Below are 1437 nucleotides of genomic sequence, written 5' to 3'. Positions count from 1 at the left end.
GCCTCTCTTGAATTCCGAGTGGGTTGATCCCAGTGGTGGTTGGTGTTGGGGCTGGCGCGCGGGGTCAAGGGCGGGCGTCAGCCCGGCGAAGCGGACCCTTGACGCCGGGTGTCAGCCGATACGCTGGCCGTCATGGCCGATGCGGCATGCTGACGCATCGGCCATGAGGAGCAGGAGCGTTTGTCATGCATGACAGGTTGTTCGAAGCGGCGCTGGGCATTGCGCCGCCGTGGTTCGTCGCCGGGGTGCGCTTCGACGAGGCCAGCAAGGTGCTGACGGTGGGCATCGACTACGCCGCGGGCAGCCGCTTCGGCGTTGCGGGCGTGGCCGGCGAGCACCCGGTGCACGACACGCTGACCAAGCGCTACCGGCACCTGAACTTCTTCCAGCACGAATGCGTGCTCGAAGTGCGCACGCCGCGGGTGAAGCTGCCCGACGGTGCGGTGCGCCTGGTCGAGCCGCCTTTTGGCGGCAAGCTGTCGGGCTTCACGCTGCTGTTCGAAGCGCTGGTGCTGATGCTGGCGCCGCAGATGCCCTTTGCTGCGGTGGCGCGCATCGTGGGGCTGTCGCCGTATCGGGTGCTGGCGATTTGCCGCCGTTACGTTGCGCTGGCGCTGCAGGCCGCCGACTTCAGCGCCGTCAAGGCGCTGGCCGTCGACGAAACCTCGCGCGCAAAAGGCCACGACTACATCACGCTGGCCGCCGATGCCGAGCAACGCCGCGTGCTGGCCGTGGCCCCGGGGCGCGAAGTCAAGACCGTGGCGGCCATCGCCGACGAACTGGCCGCGCACGGCTGCCCGCCCGAGCAGATCGAGTCGGTCAGCATCGACATGTCGCCGGCGTTCATCAAGGGCTGCACCGAGGAGCTGCCCAACGCGCGCATCACCTTCGACAAGTTCCACGTCGTCTGGCACGCCAACGCGGCGCTGGACAAGATGCGGCGCATCGAGCAGCGCGCCGACAAGTCGCTCAAGGGCCTGCGCTGGACGCTGCTGAAGGACCGCGCCAGCCTCAGGCCCGAGGCCGCCGCCGATCTGGACGCGCTCGTCGCCCGGATGACCACGCTGCGCACGGCGCGCGCCTGGGTCTACAAGGAGCAGCTGCGCGAGATCCTCGAGCGCAAGCAGATCAACGTCGTGCGCTCGATGCTGCAGCACTGGTGCAACTGCGTCATGCGCTCCAAGGTCGAGCCGATGAAGGAGGTCGCCGCGCTGGTGCGCCGCCACCTCGAGGGCATCGTGGCCTGGGCGCAGACCCGCCAGACCAACGGCTTCCTCGAGGCGCTCAACGGGCTGTTCCAGGCCGCCAAGCGCCGCGCGCGCGGCTTCACCCGCTTCGACACGATCAGGACCGTGATCTTCCTGATCGCCGGCAAGCTCGACTTCCGCGCGGTCAACCCTCATGCCCGGTGACCCACTCGAAATTCAACAGAGCCTT

Annotated in this window: 1 protein-coding gene; it reads left to right on the top strand. The window is 68.3% G+C overall.

The genetic code is table 11. From position 1 onward, the window contains the following. Positions 1–185 precede the first annotated feature (185 nt). On the top strand, positions 186–1412 hold the full coding sequence (locus D9C15_RS33075) for an ISL3 family transposase (protein ID WP_128003702.1): 1227 nt from the start codon (positions 186–188) through the stop codon (positions 1410–1412). Positions 1413–1437: the final 25 nt, after the last annotated feature.

It is taken from the genome of Piscinibacter defluvii (genome assembly GCF_004011805.1).
Lineage (GTDB): Bacteria > Pseudomonadota > Gammaproteobacteria > Burkholderiales > Burkholderiaceae_C > Piscinibacter > Piscinibacter defluvii.
This window is presented reverse-complemented; position numbering and strand designations above follow the sequence as displayed.

What these genes read in the sequence shown, in the direction of transcription:
- D9C15_RS33075 (WP_128003702.1), top strand. Translation starts at nt 186, where the DNA reads ATGCATGACAGGTTGTTCGAAGCGGCGCTGGGCATTGCGCCGCCGTGG.